7 protein-coding genes are annotated in these 6,432 nt (G+C 40.0%); 1 reads left to right on the forward strand and 6 read right to left on the reverse strand.

The features are described 5' to 3' along the window. Positions 1–176: 176 nt before the first annotated feature. From B4C08_RS10940 to B4C08_RS10955, 4 genes are all read right to left on the reverse strand, one after another. Positions 177–1,019, reverse strand: a complete 843-nt coding sequence (locus tag B4C08_RS10940; RefSeq protein WP_296091377.1) for a sugar ABC transporter permease — start codon at positions 1,017–1,019, stop codon at positions 177–179. Further along, positions 1,016–2,338 (reverse strand): carbohydrate ABC transporter permease, encoded by a 1,323-nt coding sequence (locus B4C08_RS10945; RefSeq protein WP_295799456.1) that lies wholly within the window; start codon positions 2,336–2,338, stop codon positions 1,016–1,018. The genes B4C08_RS10940 and B4C08_RS10945 overlap by 4 nt, the downstream gene beginning before the upstream one ends. Before the next feature lie 256 nt (positions 2,339–2,594). Beyond that, the gene (locus tag B4C08_RS10950; RefSeq protein WP_296091376.1) at positions 2,595–3,794 is read right to left on the reverse strand and encodes a maltose ABC transporter substrate-binding protein; all 1,200 of its coding nucleotides are present in this window, start codon (positions 3,792–3,794) and stop codon (positions 2,595–2,597) included. Between the two features lie 51 nt (positions 3,795–3,845). Continuing rightward, on the reverse strand, positions 3,846–4,844 hold the full coding sequence (locus tag B4C08_RS10955) for a LacI family DNA-binding transcriptional regulator (RefSeq protein WP_295799461.1): 999 nt from the start codon (positions 4,842–4,844) through the stop codon (positions 3,846–3,848). A 242-nt stretch (positions 4,845–5,086) separates the two neighbouring features. Between B4C08_RS10955 and eda the strand changes: the two genes are divergently transcribed. Continuing rightward, a complete protein-coding gene (gene eda, locus B4C08_RS10960) occupies positions 5,087–5,746 on the forward strand; it encodes a bifunctional 4-hydroxy-2-oxoglutarate aldolase/2-dehydro-3-deoxy-phosphogluconate aldolase (RefSeq protein ID WP_296665334.1) in 660 nt (219 codons plus the stop codon). 10 nt (positions 5,747–5,756) lie between these two features. On the opposite strand, the gene B4C08_RS10965 is transcribed toward eda, so the two are convergent. Continuing rightward, the gene (locus B4C08_RS10965; RefSeq protein WP_296665336.1) at positions 5,757–6,161 is read right to left on the reverse strand and encodes a putative toxin-antitoxin system toxin component, PIN family; all 405 of its coding nucleotides are present in this window, start codon (positions 6,159–6,161) and stop codon (positions 5,757–5,759) included. Beyond that, on the reverse strand, positions 6,158–6,406 hold the full coding sequence (locus tag B4C08_RS10970; RefSeq protein WP_296014665.1) for an AbrB/MazE/SpoVT family DNA-binding domain-containing protein: 249 nt from the start codon (positions 6,404–6,406) through the stop codon (positions 6,158–6,160). The genes B4C08_RS10965 and B4C08_RS10970 overlap by 4 nt, the downstream gene beginning before the upstream one ends. Between the last annotated feature and the right edge of the window lie 26 nt (positions 6,407–6,432).

The following is a 6,432-nucleotide window of genomic DNA, read 5'->3' on the forward strand; positions in this document are numbered from 1 at the left end:
ACTGTTCGCTCTTGCTCACAGTCGTTTTTTTTCTCGGGGTATTAAGCCTTGCGTTTGTTATTTTCAAAATATTTGCTCATGTTTAATCACAAGTATTTTGAAAATTTCAATGCACATTGGTTAAAAAATAAAAAACTGTTCGCTCTTGCTCACAGTTTTTTATTTTTTTTCGAGGGTCACTCTTTTACAGCCGCTGTTCCCATGCTCATCATCATTGCTTTCTGTGTGAACAGGAAGAAGATTACAAACGGAATACAGATTACCAAAGAGCCTGCTGCGAAGTTTGTAAACTCGTTCTTTTTATCAGAAACGAAAGAGAACAAGCCTAGCGCAAGTGTTTGTTTTTCAGGGCTTCTTAAAACCATCTTCGGGAAGATAAAGTCCATCCATGGTCCTGTAAAACTTGAGATTCCCAAGAATGTGATAATCGGCTTTGTAACAGGAAGAATGATTGTTCCAAAAATTCTAAAGTGGCTTGCACCGTCAATTCTTGCAGCTTCGTCAAGGTTCTTGCTTACTGTGTCCATGTAGCTTTTTACCATCCAAGTGTTGTACGGAATTCCTCCTGCAACGTAAACAAGCACCAGTCCCCACAAAGTGTCAAGTCCGCCGATACGGTTCAAGATTACATAGATTGCAATCATTCCTACAAATGAAGGGAAAATCTGAAGAATCAGCATGCTCATCAAAAGAGTGTGCTTAAAGACGAACTTAAAGCGTGAAAAAACATAAGCGCTCAATGAGGAAATCACAACAGTAAGAAGCGTTGTCCAAAGAGCAATGATGAATGTGTTCTTAAACCACAGCCAGTACTGGGTTTCAAAGAACAGATACTTAAAGTGCTTGAGAGTGAATCCGTCCTTGAAAGGAACAATATTCATGTTTGCAATTCCGTTTCCAGGAGCGAAAGCGGCGGCAACAACATAAACAAGCGGATAAAAAACAATAAGAGAAATCAGTATAAAAATCAGATAAGAAAAAGTTGTGCTGACTGTCTTGAATGAACGGTAATTTCTCATACTTCACCTTCCTTATAAGCCTTGGTATTTCTGAACTGATAAATAGCAAACGGCGCAAGAACAACGAAGATAAGCACTGCAATAACAGAAGCGTAGTTGTATCTAAGCATTGTAATTGTAAGCTTGTAAATCCAAGTAACAAGAATATCAGTTCCACCCGCCATTGTGGTTGTGGAATCTGCAACCGTCGGATCTCCGCCTGTTAAGAAGAAGATAATTCCGAAGTTGTTGATATTGTGCGTAAAGCTCATAATAATCAAAGGCATTGTCTGATAAAGAACAAGAGGCATTGTAATGTGGCGCAGAATCTGAGGTCCGTTTGCACCGTCAATCTTTGCAGCTTCGTACAAATCTTTGGAAATCGCTGTCATCGTTCCCATAGAAAGCATCATAAAATAGCCGAATCCAGCCCAAAGGTTAATTACAATACACATTATTTTTGCAAGCGTAGCATCTCCAAGCCAAGGAATTGTGCTTCCCTGCTCAAGAATTCCAAGGGCAATGAGAGTTCTGTTTACAATTCCGAATGTTCCGTTGAGCATCTGGCGCCACAAAATCATTGTAATTACAGCCGGAACCGCATAAGGCAAGATAAATATAAACCTGAACACTGGAGCTATTTTGATTCCGCTTTCATTCAAATGAACGGCAACCAAAAGTCCGCCAAAGTAGCAGGTAAAAGTTGAAGCCACAGCCCATACAAGTGTCCAGATTGCGATGCGTGCAAAACCAGCTGACCAGTTTGTTCCGCCGAAAAGGAGTGCCTTGAAGTTCTGGAAGCCAACCCAGTCTACAGTATTTTTAGGTGGAATGTTGTTAGGAGCAGAATAGTTTGTAAAAGCAACCGCAACGCTAAAAAGAAGCGGAACAACAACAAACACAAGGAGCATAACTACACAAGGAGCAAGACCTGTAATAGGGAACGCCTTGTTGCCAACTTCTTCCAAAGAGGACTTTTGAGAAACGAATCTTTTAGTCCTGCAGTATTCTTCATAGGATTTTTTTGCGCTTCTTACCGAAATTACATAAGCCGCTACAAAAAGAGCAACTATCGAAAGAATAAGAATTCCGTCGATAAGCATAAACATAGAGTTATTGCGAAGCTTAACCGGAATATCAGGCTGAGGTTCGCCAAGAGTAATCAAATCAAAAATCTTTCCGCAGGTAACTGGCAGAAAAGCAAGAAAAAGAACTTCAAGGGCAGCAAAAAGAGCGCCTTTGACATATTGTTTAAGGTAAATAATATGGGACAATCCCATGAAGCATAAAGATGCAACTTTTACCTTTTTTGCAGAACTTCCATCGGACTCTATCCGCATAAGACACCTCGCAATTGAATACGTCTGGTCAAGGCACGCTTACGCTCAAGGCCTTGGCTCATCCGTTTTTACGGTTTGGATAAACCCTAAATCAGTGGGAACGCACAACAAGTGCTTAAAAAGGCAGACAAAAATATGCCGTCTTTTATAAAACTGTTTTTAAATTTTGCAAGAAAACAAAGGGCTGCCGCAAAAAATTCTTTTCGATAATTCTGGGCAGCCCATAGGCTTAGTTTACAATAGCAAGAAAGCTAAATTACATTCCAAGGATTGTAGCGTTGCAAGCGTCAAGTTCTTTCTTAACATCTGCACCGTTCCAAATGTTCTTTGAAGCGTTTCCAAGAGCATCCCAGAAAGCAGACATCTGTGGAACAGAAGGCATTGGGAATGCATAGTCAAGCTGGTTGAGGAATCCGCCAATGTATTCGCTTGAAACTTTTACATTGATTGCTGGCATAGCTCCTGTGATGTCAAATCTGAGCTGCTGCATAGCCGGGCTGATAAGGAACTGAGCAAAGTCAGCTGCTTCTTCCGGATGATCAGAGTATGAGCTTACAAACATAGCGCGTGTTCCAGAGAATGAAGCTGCCGGAACTGTGTCTCCAGGAAGTGAAGGAAGTGGCGCAACACCAAAGTTCAATTTAGCGTCAACAAAGTTCTTTACGTTCCAAGGTCCAGTAATGTGCATTGCAGCCTGTCCGCCCTGGAATGCAGCGTCGCAAACTCCAGTTGAAAGGTCAGCAGCAGGAACATCAAGAGCGTTTCTGAGTGACTGGAAGAATTTCATTCCGTTTACAGCATCATCGTTGTTAAGATATGTTGTAGAAGTGTCAGCTCCAGTTGAACCGAAGATGCGGTTTCCGTTTTCTGTTGTGAATACAATTGAGTAGTATGCGTTTCCTACATCCATTACAAATCCGCGCTTGTCTGGATTCTTTTTGTTGAATTCAATAGCCCATTTTGCAAGGTCATCCCAAGTCTTTGGAACATCTTTTTCAGCAATAAGATCCTTGTTGTAGAACAAAGCGTAAGTTTCTGCGCTTACTGGGTATCCGTACATTTTTCCTTCGTAAGTAAGAGCCTTTGAACAAGCGCCAAGAACTTCTTTTGCAACAACGTCTGCGTTTGCTGTTGGAGCAACGTGTCCGCCGTTAACAAGCTCGCCAAGCTTATCATGTGGAGCAGCAAAAAGATCTGCGCCAACTCCAGCTGGTCCGTCAAGGGCAATCTGTCCTGTTGAATCGCCAAGTTCTACGTTTACGAATTTGATTTCTACATTCGGATGAGACTCTGTGTATTTAGCTCCAGCCTGTTTAATGAATTCATCTGGTCCTAAAAGAGACTCCCATACAGTAAGAGTTATTTTTTCAGACTTTTTAGCTTTCTTGCTGCATCCTGTAAATGCGAGCAAACCTGCAGATACTACAGCTACAGCTGCAATAATACCTTTCTTCATTTTGTCCTCCTAATTATAAAACAATGAAGCTTTTTATATTCCAACCGCGAATCAGCGGAAAGATTCCCTTATTCTAAGCTCGTAGCCAACTTTTGTGTGGCTTGGAACTTTTTTTCCTTCTATCATATCCACAAGAAGATTTCCCGCCTTCTTTGTAAGATTTGAAACATTTACATTCAACGCCGTAATTGGAGGCGTATTGTTCTCCAAAACCTGGCTATCGTAAAATGAAATCACCTGAATGTCAGCCGGCACTTCATAGTCATTCTGCTTGAGCCATTTAAGCACATAGACGCAGATAATGTCATCCATGCAAACAAGGCACTGCGGGTTTTCCTTCATAATATCTGGCAAAACAGAAAAAACATCTTTCTGGCATTCCAGATTCCAATGAACGACACAGCCGTCCAATGATATTCCAGAAGAAGCAAGTCCTCTTTTAAATCCTTCAAAACGAAAAGTGTTCACGCTGTTTTTGCTATCGCCCGCAAGAACTGCAACTTTTTCACATCCGCGGCTTATCATAAACTTTGTCATTTCATAGCAGCCAGAAATCTGGTCGCTTCCAACATGGCAAAACTCATCATCCCCGGGTGTGCCCATTGCAATAAATGGAATCCCTTCTCTTTTTAAAAAGTCCACGGATTCATCTTTTTCTTCAAGACGAGTCAAAATAACGCCGTCAACCTTTCTATTTATAACAAGCCGCCTTAACGGAGTAATATCTCCGCCGCTCTGAACAACAATCAAAGCGTCATAGCCGGCCTTATACACAGATTCAGAAATTCCAACAAGGCAATTCTGAAAAAACGGATTGTCCTCTTCATTTTTTGGAATAACAACGCCAATATTGAAAGTCTGCCGCAAAACAAGTCCTTTTGCCATCGGATTAGGAACATAGTTGCACGACTGAACTTTTTCCATTACGCGCCGCCGGGTTTCCGCGCCAATCCGCCCCTTGCAGTTTATAACTCGGGACACTGTAGACTTTGAAACTCCAAGTTCCTGGGCAATATCCGAAATTGTAACAACAGAAGCGGACCTTTCCATAAAAACGTTTCCAAATTATTTTATTAAACAATGCAAAGCAAAAAGTTCTGCAATGCTTAAAGTTTACACCAACAATTCTTATAAAACAAGAAAAATCGGTTGCTCAACACGAAAAAGTATACACGTGTCAATTCGGTTTGTCAAACTTTTTTTATAAATTCTTTGTAATTTTCTTACAAAAATAATAACGTTTCCAGAAGTTTTTCTTGCGCCCTCTTTTTTTTTATGCAATACTTATTTCCATGTTTGAACAAACCGCAGAAAAAATCAAAAATGCAAAAATCATTCCGGTCGTAAAAATTCAGGAAAAAGAATATGCAATGGAACTTGTGCGCGCCCTTACAAACGGCGGAATGAAAGCTGTTGAAATAACCTTTAGAACAAACGACGGCGAAACCGGGCTAAAAAAAATCGCTGGCTGCATAGAATCAATAAAAAAAGAGTTTCCGAATATTCTTGTGGGAGCCGGAACTGTAATAAACGCAAACCTCGCGCAAAAAGCCCAAAATGCCGGAGCGGATTTTCTTGTTTCCCCGGGATTCAATCCCAAAACAGTAAAATGGTGCGTTGAACATGAAATTCCGTTTTTTCCAGGAGTATGCACGCCGGGCGAAATTGAGCAGGCAATAGAAACCGGCCTGAATTTCCTAAAGCTTTTCCCTGCGGAAGTTATGGGCGGAACAAAATTCCTAAAGTCGCTGGCAGGACCTTTTCCGCAAACAGTTTTCATTCCAACAGGCGGAATAAACGGTGAAAATTTTTCAAGCTATCTTTTATGTAAAAATGTAGGCGCGGTGGGCGGAAGCTGGATGTGCCCCGAAAATTTCATAAAAGAAAAAAATTGGCAGGAAATTGAAAATCTCTGCAAAAAAGCAACTTTTTCCTTTCTAAAAAACTGCTGAAGGTAAAAATTTACTTATCTATCAGCTCAAAATATCTTGCAGGAGAAAAGATTAAAGGCTTATCGATTTTTAAATTTTCAAAATCCTTGTCGCCAGTCAACAAAATATCCGAATCAGACAAAATTGCAGAGGCAAGAACTGGCAAATCTTTTACATCTCTGATTTTTGGATATTTATTCACATCAATTTTATTTGGTGTTGCAAATTCTTCAAAATTTATTCCGTTAAAAAAGTTTTCAAGCTGTTTTAGTTTTTCAGGGAATTTTCTTTCAAAGACTTCATTACATTCTTCTTTTGTATAGGAAGAAATTACAACTGTATGTTTTTCAAGCAGATGAGAAAAAACTCTTGCAACTTTTCCGCTTGGAAAAAGCATTGCCGAGATTATGACATTTGTATCAACAAAAACTCTCACCTAGTTTTCCTTAATTCTTTAATGTAGGCAACAACATCTTCTTCTGTTTGAAAACCTGCTTTTTCAGCTTCGCCCTGCATTTGATTTTGCGCATTCGCCAAAGCTATTTGTGATGCATTTGCAATATAAACTTTTCCTTTTTTTTCTTCAAAATACACTTTGTCGCCAGTTTTCAATTGAAGCAAATTTCTTATCATAAGAGGAATTGTTATCTGACCTTTTGATGTTACTTTTGCAAGTTCCATAGAAAATCTCCCATAAAAAGTCAAGA

Source organism: Treponema sp. UBA753, from assembly GCF_002297325.1.
GTDB lineage: Bacteria > Spirochaetota > Spirochaetia > Treponematales > Treponemataceae > Treponema_D.